Below are 22,759 nucleotides of genomic sequence, written 5' to 3' on the forward strand. Positions count from 1 at the left end.
GCGCGGCACGCGCCGGGCTCGCATTGACCAGGGAGCTTTCCAGGAATGACCCGCAGTTTCATCGCCCACAGCGTGCTGGGCGAGCGCCTGAAGTTCCGCTCGATGACGGGACAGGAGCGCATCTCCACGCTGTTCGAGCACCGCGTCCGGCTCATCAGCGACATGCCCAACATCCAGCCCCGCAGCATGCTGGGCGAGGACATGAGCATCGAGGTGAACCTCGCCACCGAACTCGGCGGCGCCGGCAGCCGCTTCCTGAGCGGCCAGGTCACGCGCTTCGCCTACATCGGCAAGGACGACGGCGACATGTGCGTGTACGAGGCCACGCTGCGCCCCTGGCTGTGGTACGCCACCCGCCGCTCCGATTTCAGGATATTCCAGTTCAAGGCCGCACCGCAGATCCTGCAGGAGGTGCTCGCGCCCTACGGCTTCGCCATCGACGCACGGCTGAGCGGCAACTACCGCACCTGGGACTACTGCGTGCAGTACTCGGAGAGCGACTTCAACTTCGCCAGCCGGCTCATGGAGCAGGAGGGCATCTACTATTTCTTCTCGCACGCGCAGGGCAGCCATCAGCTGGTGCTGTGCGACGGCGCCGATTCGCACACCGACCTGCCCAGCGGCCCGGTGAGGGTGCCTTATCACGCGGGCGTGCTCGCCGCGCAGATCCTCGAGCAGGACTTCATCGACAGCTGGAGCCATTCGGAGGACATCGCATCGGGCAACTTCGCGGCCGACGACTACGACTTCAGGAAGCCCAACGCCGAGATCGACACCGTACGCCAGCAGCCGGCCGGCCACAGCCGCGACAGCTTCGAGATCTACGACTGGCCCGGCGGCTACACCGAGCTGGCCGACGGCGAGAACTACGCACGCCTGCGGCTGGAGCAGCTCGCGGGGCGCCGCGAACTGGTGAGCGCCGAGGGCAACCTGCGCCACATGGCGCCCGGCTACCTGTTCGAGCTGGCGCGCCACCCCAACGCGCAGGAGAACCGCCGCTACCTGATCGAGGCCGTGACCTACGACTTCCAGGAGAACGCGCTGCGCGTGGTCGGCGCGGCGGACGCGGTCTACAGCGAGTCGACCAGCAGCACCAGCTATCGCCAGAGCTTCGAGGTACTGCCCGACAGCGCGCCGTACCGCCCCGCACGCGTCACGCCGAAGCCGCGCACCACCGGGCCGCAGACCGCGGTGGTGGTCGGCCCCGAGGGCGAGGAGATCCACACCGACCAGTACGGCCGCATCAAGGTGCAGTTTCACTGGGACCGCTACGGCAAGCGCGACGAGAACTCCTCGTGCTGGATCCGCGTCTCGCAGACCTGGGCCGGCAGCAACTACGGCGCGATGCACATCCCGCGCATCGGCCAGGAGGTGATCGTCGATTTCCTCAACGGCGACCCCGACCATCCGATCGTCACAGGCTGCGTCTACAACGCCGCGCAGATGCCGCCGTGGGAGCTGCCGCGCCACAAGACCCAGACCGGCTTCCAGACCCACTGGAGCAAGGGCGGCGGCGGCAAGCACATGCTGCGCTTCGAGGACAGCCGCGGCACCGAGCACATCGAGCTGTCGACCGACCACGGCAACACCCACCTGCACATGGGCTACCTGATGAACCAGGGCTCCGGCGTGCAGCGCAGCTACGGCTTCGAGTTGCGCACCAACGAGTGGGGCTCCATCCGCGCCGACAAGGGCCTGCTGCTGACCACCTACACGCAGGACTTCGCGCAGAAGACCTCGCGCGACAACCCCGATGGCCACGAGCAGATGGGCGCCACGCTCGCGCAGAGCAACGCGCTCATGCAGGCGGCTGGGCAGGCCGTGGCCGCGACCAAATCGCTCGTGAGCGCGATGGCCCAGGGCAAGAACCAGACGCTCTCGGGGCTGGTGCAGGGCGTGCAGTCGCTCGGCGGCATGTCGCAGGCTGTCGCGGCGCTGGCGGCAGGCGGATCGCCAGAGGCCGGCGTCTCGGACGATCCCGACCCGGCCATGGCCGACGCGCAGCAGATGCTCGACCTCTCGCGCAAGATCGACAAGCCCGTGGTCTCCATCGTCAGCCCCGAGGGACAGACGATGATCAGCCCCCGGCCCATCGTGGTGAGTTCGGGGCAGAGCGTGTCGATGCGCTCCGTCTCGGCGCTGACCATGACCACCGGCGCCCAGCTCACGCAGCTCGCCGCCAAGGGCATGCTCACGCAGGTGAGCGAGGGCGGGCAGATCAACGTGGTGTCCGATGGCGACATCGTCTCGCATGCGGGCGCTGGTGCGATCAACCTGGTGTCGAAGACCGACGCCTCCGTCACCTCCACCGCGGCCAACGCGAACCTCACCGGGCAGAAGTCGGTGGTGATCCAGGCGGCGGAGCAGGACGTGTTCGTCACCGCCAAGACCAGCATCTCGCTGATCTGCGGCAAGTCGTCGATCGTCCTGCTGGCGGACGGCACGGTGCAGATCAACGGCGTGAAGGGCCTGGTCAACTTCACGGACAACCTGGACCAGCGGGGCGGGAAGATCTTCCTGAACTGCGATGCGCCGATCGGCAGCCAGGCCGAAGAAGCCGTGGCGGAGGAGGACGTGCCAGTGGCGCCCGCGGCCGCTGCCACGTCTGCGCAAGCCTCTGAGCATGCCCTGCCCGCGGCGTCGCCGCCGGGCTATGTGACCACCGGCCTCGGCAAGGGCGTCGATGCGATTGCAGCGCGGTCACCCACGTTGCAGCGGCAGCTCAAGTTCCTGCAGGGCGACAAGTGGTCCATCAGCTACGGGCCTGCGGGCGGGGGCACCTATGCCAATACCAATTCGGGCATCAAGAAGATCGTGATCGACGGTGCCTATCAGAAAGACCCGTACAAGACTGCCGCGTCGCTGTCGCACGAGGTCGGGCACGCGATGTATTCGTACAGCTTCAAGCCCGATATTTCCTCGAAGGCCGCGTACGTCAACGGCATGCTCGGTTCCGAGGGTGAGGCTGCGCTGAATCAGATCCAGGTGCGGCGCGAGGTCTGGCGCGCGGCCAAGGTCGACATCCTCAAGGGGGCCAACCCCGCAAATGTGGAAGCCTTCAACGATGCCTACAACATCTGGGCGAAGGGGGGCACCCGCGAGGCTGCGAGGGCCGCGGCCGGCAAGTACTACGGCACGCTCACCACATCGACCACCGGCGAGCAGTACACGCAGTACTACGGCAACGGCTATGACAAGAAATATGCCGGCAAGCACTGAACCATGAATCCACAAGCTACGACGACCCTCACGCTCTGGCAGACCATCGATACGCTGGCTGCGCAGTTGCCGTTCTCCACGCAGAACGTGGGCCGCACGTTGTCGACCACCCTCAGCGACACGCTTGCCGCTGGCGGCAACGTATTCCAGTTCTTCGAAGGCTCGCCCGTGCGCCTCGCGGACGGCACCGAGCTGGCGCGCATCGACCTTCGCATCAAGCGCGAAGACGCAAGCAAGGGGTTTCTGGTGCTGGAGCTGAAGGGGCGCTGCGTGCCGCTGGGCGAAGTGCGCCAGCACTACGCCGCGCTCGAGATCACCGACGTGCCGCGCGGCCGTTCGCTCGACGAGGCGACCACTTTCACGGCAACGCCCGAGTGGGGCCGGCTGTCTTTCGGCTTCACCGAGCGCAACCCGGACTGCCTGGCTTTCGTGGCCTTCGATCCCGTATAGAACACCCGCATGGAACACTGCAAGAAAGCAGCCCGATGAAGTACCACGTTCAGGAAGGCCAGTTCGACATCCCCGAAGACGGCCGCATCGACCGCTCGATGAACGTCCTCGCGATGCCCGACGGCTCCGGCACCACGCTCATCGTGAGCCGCGACGCGTTGCGAACGCAGGAAACCCTGGCGCAGTTCGTCACGCGGCAGATGAACGACCTGACGCGCCAGGTGAGCCAGCTCAAGGAGGTGTCTCGCACCGACATCGCCGTGGGTCCGGCCATCGCGAGCCTGCATGCCATCGAGCTCGTGACCCAGTTCAAGCAGAACGGCCAGGCATTGCATCAGCGCCAGGCCGTGTTCCTGCTGCCGCAGGCCCCGGGCGGCAGGAGCGTGCTGATCCTCACGGCCAGCAGCCCCGTGCCCTTCGATGCCGAGGCGATCGCGCTGTGGCGGCGCGTGCTCGAGAGTTTCCAGCCGAGGGCCTGAGGCGCCATGGACGGCAAACCGGCTGCCCGGCTGCATGACCCCATCGCCCACACCAACGCGCATGCGCGCTTCTGGGCCAAGTTCGCGGGCGGACTGATCGGCGGCATCGCCGTGGGCTTCGCAGTGGGCGTGGCGGCGGCCGCGGTGGTCGGCACCGGCGGCCTCGCTGGGCCGCTGGTGGCGGGCGCGGTGGTCGTGGGCGCGCGCATGGCCGGCGGCTACGTCGGTGCGAGCCTGGGCGAATCGATCGCCGATGCGCTGGTGCCCGAGACGCTCACCGTCACCGGGATGATCACCAGCGGATCGTCGGACGTGTTCATCGGCGGCAAGGCCCTGGGCGCGGCCCGGGCGTCGCCTGATGCTCCCATGGACACGGTGAGTTGCAAGAACGACTCGCCGCAGATTCTTCTTGCCGAGGGTGCGGAGACCGTGTTCATCAACATGGGCGTGGCCTCGCGCAAGGACGACCACACCGAGTGCGGCGCCAAGGTGAGCGACGGGGCGCCCACGGTCTTCATCGGCGGCCCGACAGCGCGCGTGCGCGATGTGGCCGACGAGGTGCCGCTCATCTCCAAGGTGCTGGTGACCATCTTCAACGTGGTCATGATCTACCGCGGCCTGCGCTGCCTGCCCAAGCTCGCGCGGCAGGGCAAGAACGCGCTGCCTTGCCTGATCGAAGGGGCGGTGGGGCTTGGCATGGGCATCCACGGCATGGTCAGCTCCTTCGGCAATCCGGTGCACGCGGCCACCGGCGGCAAGTTCCTGGGCGGCGAGAGCGAACTCGACTTCAGCCTGCCGGGGCCGCTGCCCATTGCATGGCAGCGCTTCTACAGCAGCCACGACCTGCGCCGCGACGGCCCGCTGGGGCAGGGCTGGAACCTGCCCTATTCGATGGAACTGCGGCTGGGCAGCGACGACGAAGGCCTGCCTGTCGTCACGCTCATCGACGAGCAGGGCCGGCCGATGGTGCTGCCCGACATCGAGCCCGGCACGCGCCAGTACAGCCTGCGCGACGGGCTCGACCTGTGCCGCACCGAAGGCGGCCACTACTTCATCCACGTGCCGGGCGGGCTTTTCTTCCTGTTCGAGCCGCCGGCTGAAGGCGCGGCGCGCGCGCAGACGCTGAGGCTCGTGCGGCTCGAAGACCGCAACGGCAACTTCATCGACCTGCGCCACGACGCGCTGGGCCGGCTGGCCGAGCTGACCGACAGCACCGGGCGCCTGCTGGCGCTCGACTACCCGGGCGACAGCCGCCGCCTGGCGGCAGTGCGCCTGGCCGCTGGCGCACCGGGCGAGCTGCCCGGCCTGCTGGTGGCATACAGGCACGACGCCGAAGGCCGCCTGATCGACGTGACCGACCGCAACGGCGCGGTGGTGCGCCGCTTCGGCTACGAGGCCCAAGGCCTCATGAGCTTCCATGCCGACGCGGCGGGGCTGGAGTGCCATTACGAGTGGCGCGGCGAGGCTGGCGACGCGCACGTGGTCCGCCACTGGACCAACGACGGCGAGAGCTACACCGTGCGCCGCATGCCGCCTGCTGCGGACGACGAATTGGCCCTTGGCGAGACACTGGTCGTCGACCAGCTCGGCCGCGAATTCGCCTGGCACTGGAAGTCCGACCATCAGGTCACCGACTACATCGACGCGGCCGGCCGCCAGTGGCATGCGGAGTACAACGATCTGCGCCAGCTCGTCGCCATCACCGAGCCCGGCGGCGCCACCACGCGCTGCAGCTACGACCCCATGGGCTTCATGAGCAGCCGCACCGATGCGCTGGGCCGCACGCAAAGCACCGGCTGGACCGAGCTCGGCGAGCCCTGGCGCCAGACCCTGGCGGACGGCAGCACCTGGACCTACGCCTACAGCGACCAGGGCAACTTGGTGCGCGAGACCGACCCGCTTGGCTGCACCACCGAGTACGCCTACGACAGGCGCGGCCTGCCCATCGTCGTCACCGACGCCAAGGGCGGCACCAACCGCATGGCCTGGAACGAATGCGCGCAGCTGGTCTCGCTGACCGACTGTTCCGGCAAGACCACGCGCTATACCTACGACGGCTGGGGCCACCTGCAGACCGTGACCGATGCCATGGGCCAGCGCACGCGGCTGACGCACGACGCCATGGGGCGGCTGCTGTCGGTGTCGCAGCCCGACCTGAGCCACCAGTCGTTCCGCCGAGATGCGGCCGGCCGCATCGTCGCCGCCACCGATGCGCTGAGCCGCAGCACGCAATTCGCACTCGGCCTGCGCGGCCAGCCACTGGTGCGACAGGACGCCGAGGGACGCCGCATCGCGTGGCACTACGACAGCGCCCAGCGCCTGCAGGCGCTCGTCAACGAGAACGGCCTGCACTTCGAGTTCGTGCGAGACGCCGCCGACCGCGTGGTGGAAGAGCGGCGGGTGGGCGGCACGCGCGTACATGTGGAATACGACGCCAACGGCTGGCCGGTGTGCATCACCCATGTGCCGGGCATTGGCGACGACGACCTCGCATTGCAAGATGGCGCCGAGCCGCATCGCCCGGCCGGCCCCCTGCGCACCGAACTGCTGCGCGACGCCGTGGGCCGCCTCGTCGAGAAACGCACCGGGAGCCACCACTACCGCTACAGCTACGACCAACTGGACCGGCTGACCGAGGCGATCAAGCTGGAGGCGCCACAACCCGGCACCAACGGCGAAGCACGCGTGCTGCACCGCACCGTGTTCGCCTACGACAAGCTGGGCCGGCTGATCGAAGAGACGGCCGTCGACGAGCTCAGCGGCGAAACCCACACCCTGCGCCACACGCACGACGAACTCGGCAACCGCACGCAGACCGTGCTGCCCACCATCGCGTCGCAGCCGGGCGTGCAGCGTGCGTTGAACTACCTGTACTACGGTTCCGGCCACCTGCATCAGGTCAACTTGTCGCAGCAGCACGGCGATGCACCCGAGGTGCACCAGCTCATCAGCGACATCGAGCGCGACGACCTGCACCGCGAAGTGGCGCGCAGCCAGGGTGCGCTGCACACCCGATTCGCGCTGGACCCACTGGGCCGGCGGGCCGCGTCGTGGTGTCGCCCCGGCGGACTGGATTCGGCATTCACTACGCAAGACCCGAGCTGGCGCCAGGCCATCGACGCCACGGGCACCCCCGGGGCCCGCCTGCTCGACGGTCTGATGAAGGAATACAGCTACGACCCCGTGGGTGAGTTGCGGCAGAGCCGGCATTCGCTGCAGGGCACGACGGGGCACAGATACGACGCCACCGGCCGCATCGAAGAGAGCGTGCGCAGCGCGGCCAACAGCGAGCGCTTTGCCTACGACCCAGCAGGCAACCTGCTCGACGCATCAACCGCGCCCGGCTACGTGCGCGACAACCTCGTGCGCGTGTTCGAGGACAAGCGCTACAGCTACGACGGCCACGGCCGGCTGGTGCGCAAGCTGTCGGGCAGGCACACCGACCAGCGCTTCGAATGGGATGACGAAAGCCGCCTCGTGGCTGTGCACACCACGCGGCGGCCGTGCACGCCCGAAGCCACCACGCAGGTCACGCGCTTCGACTACGACGCGATCGGGCGGCGCGTGGCCAAGCACGATGCGTTCGGCAGTACGCGGTTTGTCTGGGAGGGGATGCGGCTGATCGAGGAGCGGCGCGGCTCGCAAGTGACGAGCCACGTTTACGAGCCTGGCAGTTACATGCCGCTGGCGCGGCTCGATGCCGCCGCTGGCGAGGCTGGTGCCGCTGCACCTGCGAACATCTTCCACCTTCACACGGATCAGGCCGGCCTGCCTGAGGAACTGACGGATCAGGCCGGCCGGATATGCTGGCGAGCGAGCTATCGCACGTGGGGCGGTGCTGTGACCGAGCAGTGGGAGTCCACTTTGCTCGACGGCCGCGCCGCCTCCCCTGCGAACAAGGCACTGCCAAGAATCGAGCAGAACATGCGATTCCAGGGCCAGTACCTGGACCGCGACATCGGCCTGCACTACAACACCTTCCGTTTCTATGACCCCGACATTGGCCGCTTCATCAGCCCGGACCCCATCGGCCTTGCTGGCGGGAACAATCTGCAGAGCTATGCGCCCAATCCTGTGTCGTGGATCGACCCGTGGGGCTGGGCGCCCAAGGCACCTTTGTCCCTGCCCGATGGCTACAGGGCAAGAATCGACCGATTCAACACGAGTACTGGTTCGTCTTTCGAGATACACGTGTACAAACCCAACGGGACCGAAGCTGGCATCTACGGGCCAGACGGCTTCTTCAACAAGCACGGTACTGTCGGCGCCGAAGTGAAGGTCACGCCGAAGGTATCCAACGTGCTGAACGGCATCGCCGTCGATGAATTGAGAAAGATAGGAAAACTGCCTGCTCTGGGAACACCCAACAGCCGCGTAGCGGCCAGAGAGTATTCGGAGCGCGTGCGCAAGAGCGGGCTTTCAGGATGTTGATCATCAAGCACCATGAAAATCATCAAGTTCAGTGAAACCAGCGACGGCTACTCCATGGATAGCTCCGCCTATCCGGCCTATGTACGGCAGGTAAGCAGCCTGGTGCCGACGGACGCTCTCGAATTCATGAGTGCAGCGTGGCACTATGAGCATCGGGACGAGCGATGCCCGCACGATGCAAGGCTGGAGCAGTTGCTCGTACGAGAGTTCGAAGACGGCGACTTCCGGGCGAATGACATCGAGATGCAACTGGCCGGAGCGCATGGGAATCGCATCACGCTGCACTATCGCGACGTGCAGTCCTATGCGGTCGAGAAAACCAAGAGCGATTGGCCCGCTGGCGACCGGTCCCACGGCGATTGGCTCATCGATGAAATGCTGGTGCTCGAGGACGGCTTTCTTAGTCACGAGATCGTCTTCACGAACTCGGTAATCAAGGTCAAGCACAGGGATCTCAAGTACACAGTGGTGCCATGACCACAACGGCCCTCAGCAAACTGTTGGCGCACTGGACGGCGCAGCCGACCGTGATACCGCTGCAGGAAGAGCTGTGCCTGATCCGCGCTATACGCGCGCTGGACATCACCGACATCGCGAAGGATCTGGCGTCGTTCATCTCGCTCATCGAGATCGTCCAGCGGTCGCATGCGAGCAACGGAATCTTCGAGATGACCGAGGCCGACGAAGTGCACACCGTCGGCTTCTTCCAGTGGCTCGAGAGCCTGGAAAACAAGCTTGGCGTGCCGTTGGCAACGCACGCCGATGGCCTGGACCTGACCTGCGCCGAACTGGCGAAACGGATGCCCCGATAGAGTGCCGAATGCTGGACCTCTACTTCGTCGAGCCGACCTGCGGCACTTGCCGAAAGACCCCCGTGGCCTTGAGCATGCGGGCTCTGTTGATATGGATGCGCATCGCGCAATCGGAGCCCTCTTGGACAGATGTGCCCAGAAGGCGTAAACCTCGACTACTTCGACGATTCGCTGCTGCGCGCCGAGCAGGTCGTGACCATGCTCGAGGTATTCACCGTCAACGCCCCTGAAGCTGGCGCTCAACACGCGCAGATCGCGGCCTTCAAGTCGACGCACGCGATCTTGACCCAAGCGAAGGCGCAGGGCATGGGGCTCGCGGCGTTCTGCGACTGACATTCAACTCCATGAGCGCATGGCGCCTACACCGCCGTCATTGGTTGCGGACGCCCTTTTTGAAGCCCACAGACAGTGCGGAGGGCTACGCGGCACTCATCGTCGCATTGAAGGCGTCGCTGTCCGCCGCTCGCAGCAACGGTGCTTGAAAAAAGTTTGTCCAAGCAGTTGACGATTGTGTAAAGACTATTTACAGTCCATCCCACTCAACGCCAACAGGACCCAACGTGAAAGCCGCAACGATCCGCATCTACAGCACTTGCCCCGCATCGGGCAACGTGTTCGTGCGCATCGCTTCGCACGATGGCTTCGGCCTGCAGCCGCTGCTGCAGCAGCAGCAATTCAATCAACTCCCGTATCCGACGTCCATGCCGCAGGCCAATCTGTGGCCGTGCGATTACCAGGATCAGGTGCAACCGGGTGGAGGGCGCGCATAGGCGCAGACCTCCCAAGCTCTCTCTCGAACAGAAGAGGCCCGGACACCGCGAGGTTCCGGGCCTCTTCGTTTTCATGCCATTCGTTCACGAGCAGCGATCGTGCTGCCCGCACAAGGTTCGGCCCTTGTGAGTGCTCCTTAAAAATTCGCAACAGCCAATGGTTTTCTTTTCAGCCCCGGTGACGCAACTGGTAGACGTGTCCGCCTTAGAAGCGGAATTCTGGGAGTTCGAGTCTCCCCTGGGGCACCAATTTTTCTGGGTGTAGTGTCAATCTGGTAGACGGCCTGCCTTGGAAGCAGGAGGCTGCAGGTTCAAATCCTGCCACTCAGACCATCTTTTCTCTTTCGCTTTTTCTTGTGCGTGTGTAGCTCAACTGGCAGAGCACTGGACTCCAAACCCAACGGTTGAAGGTTCGAATCCTTCCGCGCGCGCCAACCGATTTTTGCCAGCCCTTCGCCTAGTGGTCCAAGGCACCGGGTTTTGATCCCGGGATCCAAGGTTCGAATCCTTGAGGGCTTGCCAGCTTTCTCTTTTCCTTCTTTCGTTCCGCTAACTCAGTGGCCAGAGTGCCTCCCTGTCCAGGAGGAAGCCAGGGGTTCGATTCCCCTGCGGAACGCCATTCGTCAAACGACTTTTGCTTTCGATGGATCGTGAGCAGCACTGGCGACTGCAGCGGGCTGTAACCCCGTCTCCTTCGGGAAAACTTCGTTCGACTCGAAGACGATCCACCAACGACGCCATCATCAGGCGTGATTCCGGCGTGATGGCAAGGCGACAGTGCCGCGGATTGCGAATCCGTCCAGCCCGGTTCGACTCCGCTTCGCGCCTCCATCCACATCCTTCAATCCACTTTTCCCCGGTAGCTCAGCTGGTAGATGCGGCGCACTGTTAATGCGCAGGTCACACGTTCGATCCGTGTTCGGGGAGCCACAATTCAACGGCAGCCACACAGAAGGAGCACCGAAGCATGAAACCCCAGGTCCAGCCGAACAAGATCGTCGTGCTCTCGGGCTCCGGTGTGAGTGCCGAGAGCGGCCTGCCTACGTTCCGCGACGCCAAGGGCCTGTGGAACAGCTACTCTTGGCAGGAGCTTGCGAGCCCCGAAGGCTGGCAGCAGCACCCGGAGGCGGTGCTGGCCTTCTACAACGAGCGGCGCGAGAAGGCGTGGCAGGCGCAGCCCAACGCGGCGCACATGGCGATCGCGTCGCTCGAGCAGGCCTACGAAGTCGTGATCGTCACGCAGAACGTCGATGCGCTGCATGAGCGTGCCGGGTCGCGCAACGTGGTGCACCTGCACGGGCAACTTGCCTATGCGCGTGGCACCTCCGAGCCCGAGCCGAAGCGCTATCGCATCGATGGCGATCCCATTGCCATGGGACAACTCTGTGAAGACGGCACCCAGCTGCGGCCCGACATCGTGTGGTTCGGTGAAGCGGTGCAGCACTTCGAGGAGGCCGAAGAGCACGTGGCGACTGCGGCACGCGTGCTTGTCGTCGGCACCTCGCTCACGGTCTATCCGGCGGCATCGCTCGTGCAGTATGCGGACCGCAGCGCGCAGAAGGTGCTCGTCGCACTCGACATGGAGGAGGTGCCGCGAGGCTTCACCTTCATGCAGGGCAGGGCAGCCGAACTGGTGCCGGTGCTGGCCGCGAGGTGGTTGAGCGAGGTGTCCTCGTAGCCTCTTCCAGCACCTGCGATCAAGGGCCCGCCATCGTTTCGATGGCGGGCCTTTTGCATTTGGCGAGAAGCGGGCGAATGAACTGCTTTGGTTCTCTGGTGCAACGCCCTGGCTGATTTCTGATTAACCCTTTTTGATTGCCTCTTCGAGGCACGTGAAAAGTGATTCGTGAGAAATGGCGCGATCAGGACAGGAATTCATCCGAATTCAATCCACTTGTCACGGTCCGGTCCGAACATCGCAGGCGGTTGGCCCGGAAGGCGGCACGACACGAGTGCCGCCATGACCGGATTTCAATCTTGCCGCTGCAGTGGCGGCAAATCTCCACGGTGCCCGGAGGGGGCGCCACAACAAAGGAACGATCAATCATGGCAGTAGACATGTTCATGCGCGTAGAGGGCGCGAACGGCGAATCGAAGGACTCGAACCACAAGGAGTGGACCGACATCAAGTCGTTCGCATGGGGCGCCACGCAGCCCGGCAACATGGTCAGCGGCGGTGGAGGCGGTGTCGGCAAGGCCAGCTTCAACGACCTGCAGGTGCTGGCGCGCATCGACAAGGCGGCGCCCTCAGTGTTGAAGAACTGCGCGAGCGGCAAGCACCTGGGCAAGGTGGAAGTGTCGGTGTGCAAGGCCGGCGGCTCGCAGATCGAATACACGCGCGTGACGCTCGAGGAAGTGCTGGTCACCTCGGTGCAGTACACGGCCGAGCAGGGCTCCGATGCGGTGTTCGTGCAGTACTCGTTCCAGGCTGCGAAGGTGAAGCAGCAGTACTGGGAACAGACCGACAAGGGCGGCAAGGGTGCCGAGACGGTGCTGGGCTGGAACATCAAGGAAAACAGGGAAGCCTGAACCCTCCTTGTGCGAAACGGGAGCGCGAGGCTTCCGTTTCATCGGGCCGCAGGAGGCGGTCCGTCGCACCGACTTTCGTGCGTTGATTCGAATTCCAGGAAGAGCGGGCAACCCGCATTGAGGGGCCCATCGTCTGGAAGGCTTCAGAGCCGCAAACAAAAAGCCCCGCTATCGAAAAAATAGCGGGGCTTTTGATTTGGTGCCGGAGAGATGAATCGAACACCCGACCTTCTCATTACGAATGAGCTGCTCTACCGACTGAGCTACACCGGCGAAGCCTCAGATTATAGCCAAAAATCAGGCCTTCTCGGCGTGGTACTGCGTCAAACGCTCTACTTCGTTTCTAGAACCCAACATCACGCTCACGCGCTCGTGCAGTTTGGTGGGCTGCAGATCCAGGATGCGCTGCTTGCCGTTGGTGGCCGCGCCGCCTGCCTGCTCGACCAGCCAGCTCATTGGGTTGGCTTCGTACATCAGGCGCAGCTTGCCGGCCTTTTCGGGCTCGCGCTTGTCCCACGGGTACATGAAGACGCCGCCGCGCATCAGGATGCGGTGCACGTCGGCCACCATGCTGGCGATCCAGCGCATGTTGAAGTCCTTGCCGCGCGGGCCTTCCTTGCCGGCCAGGCATTCGTCGATGTAGCGCTTCACGGGCTCGTCCCAGTGGCGCATGTTGCTCATGTTGATTGCGAATTCCTTGGTGTCGGGCGGGATCTGGATGTCTTCCTGCGTCAGCACGAAGCTGCCCTGTTCGCGGTCGAGAGTGAACATGGCCACGCCGTTGCCCACGGTCAGCACCAGGGTGGTCTGCGGGCCGTAGATGCAGTAGCCGGCGGCCACCTGCTGGGTGCCCGCCTGCAGGAAGTCGGCTTCCTGCACGCCGGGGTGGTCGTCGGGCTTCTTCAGCACGCTGAAGATGGTGCCGATGCTGACGTTCACGTCGATGTTGCTGCTGCCGTCGAGCGGGTCGAACATGAGCAGGTACTCGCCCTGCGGGTAGCGGTTCGGCACTACGTAGATGCTGTCCATTTCCTCGCTGGCCATGGCCGCGAGATGGCCGCCCCATTCGTTGGCCTCGATGAGCACTTCGTTGGCGATGATGTCCAGCTTCTTCTGGATTTCGCCCTGCACGTTCTCGCTCTCGGCCGTGCCGAGCACGCCGCCCAGCGCGCCCTTGTTGACGGCCTGGCTGATGCTCTTGCAGGCGCGCGCGACCACTTCGAGCAGCAGGCGCAGCTGGCCGGGAATGAGGCCGTCGGCGCGCTGCTGTTCGACGAGGTAGCGGGTGAGGGAAATCTTCTGGGCCATGGGATCTGTCCTATGCAATGTTGAGGGTCTGTTCGCGAAACACCGCGGAACCGGCTTTGCCGGGCCGCAGGTGTTGCCCCCTGCAAGGGGGGGCGAATCGACGCGAAGTGCGCGCAGCCTGGGGGTGTGCTCAGTTTCCTGCCAGGGCGCGGGTCACGACTTCATGCGTGTCCTTGCTCAGGTCGGGCTTGGCGGCCACGCGGGCAATGGCTTCGCGCGCGGCGCTGCGGTACGGCTCGGCCAGCTTGCTCCAGCGGTCGAGCGCGCGTGCGAGGCGGGCGGCGACCTGCGGGTTGATGGCGTCGAGCTCGATCACGCGCTCGCTCCAGAACACGTAGCCGGCCGCGTCGGGGCGGTGGAAGGCACCGGGGTTGGCGCTGCAGTAGCTGAAGATCACGCTGCGCGCGCGGTTCGGGTTCTTCAGCGAGAAGTCGGGGTGCTTCATCAGCTGCTTCACCAGCGGCAGGATGTCGCCGCCGCGGTCGGGCGCGCCGGCCTGCAGCGAGAACCACTTGTCGATGACCAGCGCCTCGTCCTTGAAGATGGCGTGGAAGCGAGCGAGCGCCTGCGCCGCCAGCGTGTGGCCCGACGCGACCAAAGCGTTGAGCGCGTTGAAGCGGTCGGTCATGTTGCCCGCGTCCTTGAAGCGCTGCAGCGTCTTGCCCGGCCACACGACGTCGCCCGAGGAGCGCGCCGCCAGGCACAGGAAATTGAGCGCCATGCCCGCCAGCGCGCGGCGGCCCGAGGAGGTCGGATCGGGGCTGTAGGCGCCGGTGTCGTGGTTCTCCTCGTACGCCCATTGCCAGTCGGCGAAGAGGGCGGTGGCCAGCTGGGCGCGCATGGCTTCGCGCACCAGGTGCACGCGCTGCGGATCGACCACGTCGAGCTGCTCGGCGATGTAGGTTTCCGACGGCAGCGTGAGCACCAGTTCCTTGAAGGCGGCGTCGAGCTGCGGGTTGCGCAGCACGCTGCGCATGGCGTCGATGTACGCCTCGTTCAGCACCGGCGTGGTGTCGGTGGCCAGCGCGGCAATGCCGTTCAGCGCGGCGCGCAGGCCAAGGCGCTGGCCGGCTTCCCAGCGGTTGAACGGATCGGGGTCGTTGGCCAGCAGGGTCAGCAGCTGGGCGTCGGTGTACTCGAAGTCGAGGATCACCGGTGCGCTGAAGCCGCGCAGGATGGAGGGCACCGGCTCGGCGTCGAGGCCCACGAAGGTGATCTGCTCGCCGGCGCGCGACAGCACCTGGGTGCGGGTGCCGCGCGTCACGTCGCTTTCGCCTTCGAGCTGCAACGGCAGTTCGCGGCCGCTGGCGTCGAGCAGGCCGATGTTCACCGGAATGACGAACGGCTCCTTGGTCGGCTGGCCCGGCGTGGGCGGGCAGCTCTGCACCACGCTCAGGGTGTAGCTGCGGTTCTGCGCGTCGTACACGCCGTGGGCGGCGAGGCGCGGCGTGCCGGCCTGGCTGTACCAGCGCTTGAACTGGGGCAGCAGGCGTGCGAGTTCCGATTCAGGGTTGGCGTCGGCGATCGCCTGCGCGAAGTCGTCGCAGGTCACGGCCTGGCCGTCGTGGCGCTCGAAGTAGAGCGTGATGCCCTTCTCGAAGCCCTTGCGGCCGACCAGCGTCTGCATCATGCGCACCACCTCGGCACCCTTCTCGTAGATGGTGACGGTGTAGAAGTTGCTGATCTCGATGTAGCTGTCGGGCCGCACCGGGTGGGCCATGGGGCCTGCGTCCTCGGGGAACTGGGCGGTGCGCAGCACGCGCACGTCCTCGATGCGCTTGACGGCGCGTGCCGATGCGTCGGCGCACAGGTCCTGGCTGAATTCCTGGTCGCGGAAGACGGTGAGGCCTTCCTTCAGCGAGAGCTGGAACCAGTCGCGGCAGGTCACGCGGTCGCCGCTCCAGTTGTGGAAGTACTCGTGGCCGACCACGCTCTCGATGTTGCTGTAGTCGGCGTCGGTGGCGGTGGCCTGGTTGGCCAGAACGTACTTCGTGTTGAAGATGTTCAGGCCCTTGTTCTCCATGGCGCCCATGTTGAAGTCGCTGGTGGCGACGATCATGAAGCGGTCGAGGTCCAGCGGCAGGCCGAAGCGGGCCTCGTCCCACAGCACCGAGTTGATGAGCGAATTCATCGCGTGCTCGGTCTTGTCGAGGTCGCCGGCGCGCACGTACACCTGCAGCAGGTGTTCCTTGCCGCTGCGCGCCTTGATGCGCTGCTCGCGCGCCACCAGCTTGCCCGCCACCAGGGCGAACAGGTAGCTGGGTTTCTTGAACGGGTCGACCCACTTCGCGAAGTGGCGGCCCTCGGGCAGCTCGCCTTGTTCGACGAGGTTGCCGTTCGACAGCAACACCGGGTACGCGGCCTTGGCGGCGCGCAGGGTGACGGTGTAGCTCGCCATCACGTCCGGACGGTCGAGGAAGTAGGTGATGCGGCGGAAGCCCTCGGCCTCGCACTGCGTGAAGAAGGTGTCCTCGCTCACGAACAGGCCCATCAGCTTGGTGTTCTTGATGGGGCAGCAGGTGGTGAAGATCTCGAGCTCGAACGCATCGGGCAGCCCGTCGATGACGAGCTGGTCGCCTTCCATGCGGAACGACGCGCCCTGGCCGTTGACCAGCACGCGCGCCAGGTTCAGCTCGTCGCCGTCCAGGCGCAGCGGCTGCACCGGCACATCGGGGTTGCGGCGCATCTGCATGCGATTGAGCACGCGGGTCTTGGCGGGGTCGAGGTCGAAGGTCAGGTCGACGGTGTCGATCCAGTAGGCCGGAGCGGCGTAGTCTTCGCGGCGGATGGCGATCGGTTGGCCTTGTGCGTCACGTAGCAGCATCGAGGGTCTCCAGAAATTTCGAATGGGCGAGTTCGTCGTAGTCGCGAACCGCGGCGATCACATGAGGGCCCGCCAGCTCGGCTGCGGTATGGGTGCTGCATACGGCCACGGCGCGCATGCCGCCGCGGCGGGCAGCCTCGATGCCGAAGGGGGCGTCCTCGAAGACGATGCAGCGCTCGGGTGCAACGCCGATGCGGCGCGCGGTTTCCAGGAAGATGGCGGGCGTGGGCTTGCCGGTGAAACCCTCGTCGCCGCCCACGATGGCCAGCGGCAGCGGGTCCATTTTCAGGCGCGACATGGCGAACTCGATGTTGTGCCGGTCGCCGGCCGTGCCGACGGCCACCTTCAAGCCGCGTGCAACCGCCGCCTTGGCGAAGGCCGTGAAGCCCGCCACCTCGGTGAAGTTGTCGCTGAACATCGCGCGGTAGATCTCTTCCTTCTCGTGCACCAGTGCCAGGCACTCCTCGTCGGAGAGCTCGCGCTGGAACAGTTCGCGCATGCACTCGGCGCCGGTGCGGCCCGTGGTGCGCGCGAGGATGTCGCTCACGTCGAGTTTCAGGCCGTGGCGCGCCACGAATTCGACCCACGACCGCGCATGCCAGGGCATGGAGTCGATCATGGTGCCGTCCATGTCGAAGATGAAGGCTTCGACCTTGCCACCCTTCAGGCTTTGCAGGCTCATCGGTATCACACGCCCTGCTTGAGGGAGGCCTCGATGAACACGTCGAGGTCGCCGTCGAGCACCTTCTGCGTGGCCGAGACCTCGACGTTGGTGCGCAGGTCCTTGATGCGGCTGTTGTCCAGCACGTAGCTGCGGATCTGGTGGCCCCAGCCCACGTCGGTCTTGCTGTCTTCCAGCTTCTGCTGTTCTTCCTGGCGCTTGCGCATCTCGTGGTCGTACAGGCGCGAGCGCAGGCGCTTCCAGGCCACGTCGCGGTTGCTGTGCTGGCTGCGGCCGTCCTGGCACTGCACCACGATGCCGGTCGGGATGTGCGTCAGGCGCACGGCCGAGTCGGTCTTGTTGATGTGCTGGCCGCCGGCACCGCTCGCGCGGAAGGTGTCGGTGCGCACGTCGGCCGGGTTGATCTCGATCTCGATGGAGTCGTCGATCTCCGGGTAGACGAAGATGCTGGCGAAGCTGGTGTGGCGCCCGCCCGAGGAGTCGAAGGGCGACTTGCGCACGAGGCGGTGCACGCCGGTCTCGGTGCGCAGCAGGCCGAAGGCGTAGTCGCCTTCGACCTTGATGGTGGCGCTCTTGATACCGGCGGTGTCGCCGGGGGTTTCGTCCTCGAGCTGGGCCTTGAAGCCCTTGCGCTCGGCGTACTTCGTGTACTGGCGCAGCAGCATGCTGGCCCAGTCGCAGGCCTCGGTGCCGCCGGCGCCGGCCTGGATGTCGATGAAGGCGTTCAGCGGGTCGGCCGGGTTGTTGAACATCCGGCGGAATTCGAGCTGCTTGATGTCGGCTTCGAGCGCGGCGGCGTCATCCGCGATGGCCTGCAGGCCGGCGATGTCGCCGTCTTCCTTCGACATCTCGTAGAGCTCGGTGTTGTCGGCCAGGCCGCTGGTGAGCCGGTCGAGCGTGACGACCACGTCGTCGAGCGACTTCTTTTCCTTGCCCAGTTCCTGGGCCTTCTTCGGGTCGTTCCAGACGTTGGGATCTTCGAGCGATGCGTTGACCGTCCTCAGGCGTTCGGCTTTGGCATCGTAGTCAAAGATACCTCCGTAAATCGACCGTCCGGGCGCTCAGGTCCGCGAGCATCGCGCCGATTTGGTTGATCTGTTCTGCGTCCATGGGGTGTCCTGACTGTGTTCGGGGGAAACCGGGCATTTTCTCATGCTCCGGTGTTCCGCCGAGGAGGGCACCGTATTGCTCCTTTCCCTCTCTGGGGGAAGGGCGGATGGGGGCGGGCAGAGCGTTCCATGCGAGCGCCGCTTGCCCCCACCCCGGCCCTCCCCCAGCGGGGGAGGGAGAAAGACCGGATTCAGAACGCCGGAACCAGCGATCCCTTGAACTGCGTCTCGATGAAGCTCTTCACCTCCGGCGACTGGTAGGCCGCCACGAGGCGCTTGGCCCAGGGCTTGTCCTTGTCGGCGCGGCGCACCGCGATCAGGTTGGCGTAGGGGCTCTTGGGCGATTCCTTGATCACCGCGTCCTTGTTCAGCGACAGGCCGGCCTTCTCGGCGTAGTCGTTGTTGATGGAGGCGATGGTCAGGTCGTCCAGCGAGCGCGGCAGCTGGGCGGCGTCGAGGGCCACCAGCTTCAGCTTCTTGGGGTTGGTCACCACGTCCAGCGGGGTGGCGTTGTTGTTCTTCACCGCCTCGGGCTTCAGCGTGATGAGGCCTGCCGACTGAAGCAGCAGCAGGGCGCGGTTGCCGTTGGACGGGTCGTTCTGGATGCCGACCGAGGCGCCGTCGGGCAGCTGGTCGATGGACTTGATCTTGCGCGAGTAGAAGCCCAGCGGCGCGGTGATGGTCAGGCCCACGGGCACGATGTCGAAGCCGCGCGCCTTGTTCTGGTTGTCCAGGAAGGGCTGGTGCTGGAAGGCATTGGCGTCGAGGTCGCCCGAGGCCAGGGCGGCATTGGGCAGCTGGTAGTCGTTGAACACCACGACCTGGATGTTCAGGCCGTCCTTGGCGGCGACCTTCTTGACCACCTCGAAGATCTGCTCGCCGTTGCCGACGGAGACGCCGACCTTGATCGAGTTCTTGTCCTGCGCGAATGCGCCGGAGCCTGCGAAGAGGGCGGCTGCCAGGGTGGCGAGGGCGAAGGTGCGGCGGCGGAAATTGGTATGCATGTGCTTGCGCGAATCGAAAAAAACGAAGGCGCGAATGTGGCATTGCCCGATGCCGAAGGGAACGAACCAATGCTCATATCCATATGGCCCATATGGCGACGGAAAGCGGTGTAGGGGGTGCCCTTATGCGCTTTGGTGCATAAGCAAGCGCCGATTTGTTCGTTCCCTTTCGCTGCGTTTCTTTTCATACTCGGCACCTTTCTGCGAACCTCGCGACCTGCGCCACCCGCGCGGGCCGCGCTTCTTCTCCATGACCCACCCTACGCCTGACCAGGGCCGCGGCGATCACGCGGCGCCAGTCATCCGTCTCCAATCGGTGCAGAAATCCTTCGCCTTGCCCAACGGCGAGGTGTTCGACGCCGTGCAGTCGCTGTCGCTCGACATCCAGCAGGGCGACGTGTTCGGCCTGATCGGCAAGAGCGGCGCCGGCAAGTCCACGCTGCTGCGCCTCATCAACCTGCTGGAGCGGCCCGACGCGGGCCGCGTCTTCGTCGGCGGTCGCGACCTCACCACGCTCTCGCGCAGCGAGCTGCGCGACACGCGCCAGAACATCGGCATGATCTTCCAGCAGTTCAACCTGCTGCAGAACGCCACGGTGTTCGACAACGTGGCCTTCCCGCTGAAGATCCACGGCCGCCACTCCAAGGCCGAAATCGACGCGCGCGTGCGCGAGTGCCTGGCCCTGGTCGGCCTGGCGGAGAAGATCGACACCTACCCGGCCCAGCTCTCCGGCGGCCAGAAGCAGCGCGTGGCCATCGCCCGCGCGCTGGCGCCGCGCCCGCAGGTGCTGCTGTGCGACGAGCCCACCTCGGCGCTCGACTCCGAAACCACGCGCTCCCTGCTGGAGACGCTGCGCGACATCAACCAGAAGATCGGCGTGACCATCGTGATCGTCACGCACGAGCTGTCGGTGGTCGAGGTGCTGTGCCGCAACGTGGCCATTCTTGAAAAGGGTCGGCTGGTGGAGCAGTTCGCGGTCGATGCGGCCGGCGAGGCAGAACGCAAGACCGCGCTGGGCCGCGAGATCGACGAGCTGGTGCGCCGCCGCGAGCGCGATGCGCGCGAATCCCGCGCGGCGCAACCGTCCGCCCAGGCGGGCGCGCAGGAGCTGGCCTATGTTTGAGAACATCGCTCCCATCCTCCCGGAGCTCTGGGTCGCCACCGGCCAGACCTTCCTGATGCTGGCCATCGGCCTGTCGGCGGCCGTGCTGATCGGCGGTCCGCTGGGCATCCTGCTGTTCCTGCTGGGGCCGGGCCAGTCGCTGGAGAACAAGCCGGCGTTCCTGGTGCTCAACTGGCTGGTGAACACGGTGCGCTCGTTCCCCTTCATCATCCTGCTGGTGGCGCTGGTGCCGTTCACGCGGGTGATCGCGGGCACCTCGATCGGGCCGCTGGCGGCCGCGGTGCCGCTGTCGTTCGCGGCCATTCCCTACCTGGCGCGGCTGGTCGACCAGTGCCTGCGCGAAGTGCCGCGCGGCGTGATCGAGGCGGCACACGCCATGGGCGCGACCGAGCTCCAGATCGTCTGGCGCGTGCTCCTGGTCGAGGCCCGCTCCGGCCTGGTGCTGGCGCTGACCGTGCTGGCCGTGAGCTTCCTTTCCTATTCGGCCGTGGCCGGCGTGGTGGGCGGCGGCGGCATCGGCGACCTGGCCATCCGCTACGGCTACTACCGTTTCCAGACCGACGTGATGGTGCTCACCGTGGCGCTGCTCGTCGTGCTGGTACAGATCCTGCAATTCGCCGGCAACGCCACGGCACGCAGGCTCGACAAGCGTTGATCTTTCTTTCTTCCTCTCTCGTTTTTCCAATCTCATGAAGACCGTTTTCCTGCGCCGTTCCGTTCTCGCCCTGTCGCTGGCAGCCCTTTCGCTGGGCGGCCTCTCGCTGCAGGCCCATGCGCAAGACCTCGCCAAGAAGAACCTGGTGATCGGCGGCACCGCCGGCTCCAACGCCGACCAGCTCAAGCAGGGCATCGTGCCCATCCTCGAGAAGAAGGGCTACAAGGTGAAGCTGGTCGAGTTCAACGACTACGTCCAGCCCAACCTCGCGCTGGCCCAGGGCTCGCTCGACGCCAACTTCTTCCAGCATCAGGTCTACCTGAAGAAGTTTGCGGCTGACCAGAAGCTCGACCTCGCCGAACTGGTGCAGGGCCCGATCGCGCCGATGGGCGTGTACTCGACCAAGCGCAAGACGCTGGCCGACGTGAAGGAAGGCGATCGCGTGACGCTGCCGAACGACCCGAGCAACCTGGCCCGCGCGCTGGTGCTGCTGGAGCAGAACAAGCTGCTCACTCTGAAGACCGGCATCGATCCGCTGCGCGCCACCGAGAAGGACGTGGCCGAGAACCCGAAGAAGCTGAAGTTCATTCCGCTCGAAGCCGCCCAACTGCCGCGCTCGCTCGGCGATACCGAGTACGCCATCGTCAACGGCAACTTCGCGATCTCCTCGGGCCTGAAGCTCACCGAAGCCGTGGTGCTCGAAAAGACGCCCGACTACTACCTGAATGTGGTCGCCGTGAAGACCGCCGACAAGAACACCCAGTGGGCCAAGGACATCGCCGATGCCTACCGCTCGAAGGAGTTCAAGGCGGTGGTCGACAGCAAGTTCCAGGGCTACGCCAAGCCCAGCTTCCTGCAGTAATCCTCCTTTCAAGAAAGGCTCCCCATGCCCGTTCTGGCCGTATTCGATGCTCAGGGAAGCTGGCGCGACACGCATGTGTGCGACGGCTGGATCACCGAACACCTGGCCGGGCAGGGCGTGAGCTGGGGGCGCGGCAAGAAGAAGGGGCAGCGCGTGCTTGATAGCGCGGGGCTGTTCTATGTTCCGACTCCGGACGGTTATCTGGGGCTGCTCCTGGAGGCTGGTGAGTGGGCTTCCATTCCTGCCGGCAAGCAGCATTTCTTCGATGCGGGTGAAGCCGAATCTCTCGAAGGATTGCCGGCCTCGCTGCCGCTGTTCGAGGCCTTCGTCGAGGAAGTCCTGGCCCTCACTGGAAACGACGCCGACGAAGAGTGAGGCGGGCGGTCCGGGGCGCGTGCCCAGGCCGCCGGGTACTCCCCTCCGCGAATGTCCCCCGGGGCCTGCGGCCCTCCTCCTGATATTGTTCATCCGCTCCCGTAGCGCTGAAGGGAGCCCGTTCGGT

The 22,759-nt window shown here is 65.5% G+C and carries 19 protein-coding genes and 8 tRNA genes; 21 read left to right on the plus strand and 6 right to left on the minus strand.

What is annotated here, in order from left to right:
- The first annotated feature begins 45 nt into the window (after positions 1-45).
- The 17 genes from ACTJLF_RS30760 to ACTJLF_RS30840 all read left to right on the plus strand — a co-directional run bounded on the left by ACTJLF_RS30760 (position 46) and on the right by ACTJLF_RS30840 (position 12,690).
- The gene (locus ACTJLF_RS30760; protein WP_440884563.1) at positions 46-3,219 is read left to right on the plus strand and encodes a type VI secretion system Vgr family protein; all 3,174 of its coding nucleotides are present in this window, start codon (positions 46-48) and stop codon (positions 3,217-3,219) included.
- A 3-nt stretch (positions 3,220-3,222) separates the two neighbouring features.
- Positions 3,223-3,669, plus strand: coding sequence for a hypothetical protein (locus ACTJLF_RS30765; protein ID WP_440884564.1), 447 nt, complete (start codon positions 3,223-3,225; stop codon positions 3,667-3,669).
- Positions 3,670-3,704: 35 nt separating this feature from the next.
- Positions 3,705-4,148, plus strand: a complete 444-nt coding sequence (locus ACTJLF_RS30770) for a DcrB-related protein (protein WP_440884565.1) — start codon at positions 3,705-3,707, stop codon at positions 4,146-4,148.
- Positions 4,149-4,154: 6 nt separating this feature from the next.
- The gene (locus tag ACTJLF_RS30775) at positions 4,155-8,579 is read left to right on the plus strand and encodes an RHS repeat-associated core domain-containing protein (RefSeq protein ID WP_440884566.1); all 4,425 of its coding nucleotides are present in this window, start codon (positions 4,155-4,157) and stop codon (positions 8,577-8,579) included.
- A 12-nt stretch (positions 8,580-8,591) separates the two neighbouring features.
- On the plus strand, positions 8,592-9,056 hold the full coding sequence (locus ACTJLF_RS30780; protein ID WP_440884567.1) for a hypothetical protein: 465 nt from the start codon (positions 8,592-8,594) through the stop codon (positions 9,054-9,056).
- A complete protein-coding gene (locus ACTJLF_RS30785; protein ID WP_440884568.1) occupies positions 9,053-9,391 on the plus strand; it encodes a hypothetical protein in 339 nt (112 codons plus the stop codon). The genes ACTJLF_RS30780 and ACTJLF_RS30785 overlap by 4 nt, the downstream gene beginning before the upstream one ends.
- Positions 9,392-9,520: 129 nt before the next feature.
- The gene (locus ACTJLF_RS30790; RefSeq protein ID WP_440884569.1) at positions 9,521-9,724 is read left to right on the plus strand and encodes a hypothetical protein; all 204 of its coding nucleotides are present in this window, start codon (positions 9,521-9,523) and stop codon (positions 9,722-9,724) included.
- A 227-nt stretch (positions 9,725-9,951) separates the two neighbouring features.
- Positions 9,952-10,161: a hypothetical protein gene (locus ACTJLF_RS30795; protein ID WP_440884570.1), complete on the plus strand. Its 210-nt coding sequence runs from the start codon at positions 9,952-9,954 to the stop codon at positions 10,159-10,161.
- A gap of 172 nt (positions 10,162-10,333) precedes the next feature.
- A tRNA-Leu gene (locus tag ACTJLF_RS30800) sits at positions 10,334-10,410 on the plus strand.
- Between the two features lie 6 nt (positions 10,411-10,416).
- A tRNA-Pro gene (locus tag ACTJLF_RS30805) sits at positions 10,417-10,494 on the plus strand.
- A gap of 25 nt (positions 10,495-10,519) precedes the next feature.
- Positions 10,520-10,595: transfer RNA gene (locus ACTJLF_RS30810), tRNA-Trp, on the plus strand.
- 12 nt (positions 10,596-10,607) lie between these two features.
- A tRNA-Gln gene (locus ACTJLF_RS30815) sits at positions 10,608-10,683 on the plus strand.
- A 21-nt stretch (positions 10,684-10,704) separates the two neighbouring features.
- A tRNA-Asp gene (locus ACTJLF_RS30820) sits at positions 10,705-10,780 on the plus strand.
- A 138-nt stretch (positions 10,781-10,918) separates the two neighbouring features.
- Positions 10,919-10,992: transfer RNA gene (locus ACTJLF_RS30825), tRNA-Arg, on the plus strand.
- Between the two features lie 22 nt (positions 10,993-11,014).
- A tRNA-Asn gene (locus ACTJLF_RS30830) sits at positions 11,015-11,091 on the plus strand.
- Between the two features lie 37 nt (positions 11,092-11,128).
- Complete coding sequence (locus ACTJLF_RS30835; protein WP_440884571.1) at positions 11,129-11,839, plus strand: SIR2 family NAD-dependent protein deacylase; 711 nt, start codon at positions 11,129-11,131, stop codon at positions 11,837-11,839.
- A gap of 368 nt (positions 11,840-12,207) precedes the next feature.
- Positions 12,208-12,690: an Hcp family type VI secretion system effector gene (locus ACTJLF_RS30840; protein WP_126183392.1), complete on the plus strand. Its 483-nt coding sequence runs from the start codon at positions 12,208-12,210 to the stop codon at positions 12,688-12,690.
- Between the two features lie 197 nt (positions 12,691-12,887).
- On the opposite strand, the gene ACTJLF_RS30845 is transcribed toward ACTJLF_RS30840, so the two are convergent.
- From ACTJLF_RS30845 to ACTJLF_RS30870, 6 genes are all read right to left on the minus strand, one after another.
- Positions 12,888-12,963 (minus strand) — tRNA-Thr (locus tag ACTJLF_RS30845).
- 24 nt (positions 12,964-12,987) lie between these two features.
- Positions 12,988-13,998, minus strand: a complete 1,011-nt coding sequence (locus ACTJLF_RS30850) for a class 1 fructose-bisphosphatase (RefSeq protein WP_019658239.1) — start codon at positions 13,996-13,998, stop codon at positions 12,988-12,990.
- Between the two features lie 130 nt (positions 13,999-14,128).
- Entirely contained in the window at positions 14,129-16,822 is a 2,694-nt protein-coding gene (pepN, locus tag ACTJLF_RS30855; RefSeq protein WP_132756294.1) for an aminopeptidase N, read from the minus strand.
- The gene (locus tag ACTJLF_RS30860) at positions 16,809-17,504 is read right to left on the minus strand and encodes an HAD family hydrolase (RefSeq protein ID WP_440884572.1); all 696 of its coding nucleotides are present in this window, start codon (positions 17,502-17,504) and stop codon (positions 16,809-16,811) included. Before ACTJLF_RS30860 ends, pepN begins: the two co-directional genes overlap by 14 nt.
- 5 nt (positions 17,505-17,509) lie before the next feature.
- Positions 17,510-18,614 (minus strand): peptide chain release factor 2 gene (prfB, locus tag ACTJLF_RS30865; protein ID WP_099047499.1). Its coding sequence is split into 2 segments (ribosomal slippage): positions 17,510-18,532 and positions 18,534-18,614, totalling 1,104 coding nucleotides; the frame shifts between segments, so codons are not numbered across the junction.
- Between the two features lie 190 nt (positions 18,615-18,804).
- Positions 18,805-19,617: a MetQ/NlpA family ABC transporter substrate-binding protein gene (locus ACTJLF_RS30870; protein ID WP_440884573.1), complete on the minus strand. Its 813-nt coding sequence runs from the start codon at positions 19,615-19,617 to the stop codon at positions 18,805-18,807.
- 250 nt (positions 19,618-19,867) lie between these two features.
- Between ACTJLF_RS30870 and ACTJLF_RS30875 the strand changes: the two genes are divergently transcribed.
- Genes ACTJLF_RS30875 through ACTJLF_RS30890 form a run of 4 tightly spaced genes read left to right on the plus strand, consistent with a single transcriptional unit; the run spans position 19,868 to position 22,632 of the window.
- Positions 19,868-20,740, plus strand: coding sequence for a methionine ABC transporter ATP-binding protein (locus ACTJLF_RS30875; RefSeq protein WP_019658243.1), 873 nt, complete (start codon positions 19,868-19,870; stop codon positions 20,738-20,740).
- Entirely contained in the window at positions 20,733-21,395 is a 663-nt protein-coding gene (locus tag ACTJLF_RS30880) for a methionine ABC transporter permease (RefSeq protein ID WP_019658244.1), read from the plus strand. The genes ACTJLF_RS30875 and ACTJLF_RS30880 overlap by 8 nt, the downstream gene beginning before the upstream one ends.
- 34 nt (positions 21,396-21,429) lie before the next feature.
- Positions 21,430-22,257 carry a MetQ/NlpA family ABC transporter substrate-binding protein gene (locus ACTJLF_RS30885; protein WP_440884574.1) on the plus strand — a complete coding sequence of 276 codons (828 nt, stop codon included), beginning with the start codon at positions 21,430-21,432 and terminating at the stop codon, positions 22,255-22,257.
- 24 nt (positions 22,258-22,281) lie between these two features.
- Entirely contained in the window at positions 22,282-22,632 is a 351-nt protein-coding gene (locus tag ACTJLF_RS30890; protein ID WP_354415579.1) for a hypothetical protein, read from the plus strand.
- Positions 22,633-22,759: the final 127 nt, after the last annotated feature.

It is taken from the genome of Variovorax sp. 22077, from assembly GCF_052044195.1.
Lineage (GTDB): Bacteria > Pseudomonadota > Gammaproteobacteria > Burkholderiales > Burkholderiaceae_C > Variovorax > Variovorax atrisoli.

Coding starts and splice junctions, on each gene's coding strand:
- ACTJLF_RS30840 (WP_126183392.1), top strand. CDS start 12,208: ATGGCAGTAGACATGTTCATGCGCGTAGAGGGCGCGAACGGCGAATCG.
- ACTJLF_RS30890 (WP_354415579.1), top strand. CDS start 22,282: ATGCCCGTTCTGGCCGTATTCGATGCTCAGGGAAGCTGGCGCGACACG.
- ACTJLF_RS30775 (WP_440884566.1), top strand. CDS start 4,155: ATGGACGGCAAACCGGCTGCCCGGCTGCATGACCCCATCGCCCACACC.
- ACTJLF_RS30835 (WP_440884571.1), top strand. CDS start 11,129: ATGAAACCCCAGGTCCAGCCGAACAAGATCGTCGTGCTCTCGGGCTCC.
- ACTJLF_RS30875 (WP_019658243.1), top strand. CDS start 19,868: ATGACCCACCCTACGCCTGACCAGGGCCGCGGCGATCACGCGGCGCCA.
- ACTJLF_RS30760 (WP_440884563.1), top strand. CDS start 46: ATGACCCGCAGTTTCATCGCCCACAGCGTGCTGGGCGAGCGCCTGAAG.
- ACTJLF_RS30880 (WP_019658244.1), top strand. CDS start 20,733: ATGTTTGAGAACATCGCTCCCATCCTCCCGGAGCTCTGGGTCGCCACC.
- ACTJLF_RS30850 (WP_019658239.1), bottom strand. CDS start 13,998: ATGGCCCAGAAGATTTCCCTCACCCGCTACCTCGTCGAACAGCAGCGC.
- ACTJLF_RS30790 (WP_440884569.1), top strand. CDS start 9,521: ATGTGCCCAGAAGGCGTAAACCTCGACTACTTCGACGATTCGCTGCTG.
- pepN (WP_132756294.1), bottom strand. CDS start 16,822: ATGCTGCTACGTGACGCACAAGGCCAACCGATCGCCATCCGCCGCGAA.
- ACTJLF_RS30870 (WP_440884573.1), bottom strand. CDS start 19,617: ATGCATACCAATTTCCGCCGCCGCACCTTCGCCCTCGCCACCCTGGCA.
- ACTJLF_RS30860 (WP_440884572.1), bottom strand. CDS start 17,504: ATGAGCCTGCAAAGCCTGAAGGGTGGCAAGGTCGAAGCCTTCATCTTC.
- ACTJLF_RS30785 (WP_440884568.1), top strand. CDS start 9,053: ATGACCACAACGGCCCTCAGCAAACTGTTGGCGCACTGGACGGCGCAG.
- ACTJLF_RS30885 (WP_440884574.1), top strand. CDS start 21,430: ATGAAGACCGTTTTCCTGCGCCGTTCCGTTCTCGCCCTGTCGCTGGCA.
- ACTJLF_RS30780 (WP_440884567.1), top strand. CDS start 8,592: ATGAAAATCATCAAGTTCAGTGAAACCAGCGACGGCTACTCCATGGAT.
- ACTJLF_RS30765 (WP_440884564.1), top strand. CDS start 3,223: ATGAATCCACAAGCTACGACGACCCTCACGCTCTGGCAGACCATCGAT.
- ACTJLF_RS30770 (WP_440884565.1), top strand. CDS start 3,705: ATGAAGTACCACGTTCAGGAAGGCCAGTTCGACATCCCCGAAGACGGC.